Raw genomic sequence first — 1,175 nt, 5'->3', positions numbered from 1 at the left:
GCACTCTCCGAGAGCTTTTCCTGTGTAAAAAAACTCTTCAACCATTGCCAAAAGTTGGAAAAGCTTTGTTTAACGCCCTCCCACAAATTGCCAAACCACTCGACAACAGAGGAAAGTCCTTGTTTAAACTTTTGCCAATGGGAAGAGAAGTCGAAAGCAGCAGCAATGATGTTTTTCCATTTGGTTATGGTGGTAGTATCGGCACCAAAAAAGCGCATAACGGCTTCAAAGGCACGCCCCCAAGCCCGAGATACCCCCCGTGCAAAGCCTTTGACAAATGAAGAAAAACGATCCCAATATTTCCACAAAGCAAAACCAGCAGCAAGGATGACCGCCACAACAGCAGCAATGACCGCCCCGATCGGAGTAAAAATACCCCCCACAACAGAGGAAAGACTTGCCCCAACCACTTCGATCACTGTCCCCATCCAACCAAAAGAGGCAGCAAATGCACTTCCTGAGACAGCAATCCCCCGTAAAGCCCCCACAAGTAAAGTCATTGGGCGAAGAAGACGCAGTGCACTCCCACCAAGCCCTGCTGCCATTAAACCCAATGAGCGCCCTGCAGCCAATAGCCCTCGCCAGCTTGCAGAAAGACCACGACTAACAGCCCCCATCTTGATAAAAGAGCCTATCAATTGAAGAAGCCCAAGGCGTGTCCCGGCCATAGTAAAGCGCAACACACGCAGAGCAATATTAAAAGCCATAAGGGCAGCAATGGTTTTGATAATGGCGCTTGTTAAAGCAGGATGGGCATTCGCCCATGCCATCAAACCATTGACAAATCCCCCAACACTTTCCATCAAACTGTTGAGAGGAGGCAGAAGCACTTCACCAATGCTAATCCCCAAAGCCACAATGCGGTTTTGTAAGAGTTCAAATTGTCGCATAGCACCGGTTGCTTGTTTGTCGGCTTCTTGTTCTACCGAGCCTTTAAAGACTTGTGGATCTTTCACATAATCTAAAGCTTGCCCTAACAATTCAGGGTTACCCACCAATTTGGCAAAATCGCCGGTAAAATCGCGCCCCGCAATGGCAATCAGCGAACGCATCCCTTGTTCGGATTTGCCCAACACATTAAAAAAGCGCACCAAGGTACCGGTGGCATCTTTGTCGAGATCTTGCATGAATTTTTCGCGGGAAAGCCCAATATTGGCAAAAGCATCTTCAATATG

Annotated in this window: 1 protein-coding gene; it reads right to left on the bottom strand. The window is 48.1% G+C overall.

What is annotated here, in order from left to right; all coding sequences use genetic code 11:
* The coding region (locus tag ACFINU_RS09945) for a phage tail tape measure protein (RefSeq protein WP_375667679.1) at window positions 1-1,175 on the bottom strand (1,175 nt) is incomplete at both ends.

The sequence above is a fragment of the Bartonella sp. AC130YNZD genome (assembly GCF_042196865.1).
In the GTDB taxonomy this organism is placed as follows: Bacteria; Pseudomonadota; Alphaproteobacteria; order Rhizobiales; family Rhizobiaceae; genus Bartonella.
The sequence above is the reverse complement of the archived record's forward strand: the minus strand, read 5'-3'. Positions and strand labels throughout refer to the sequence as shown.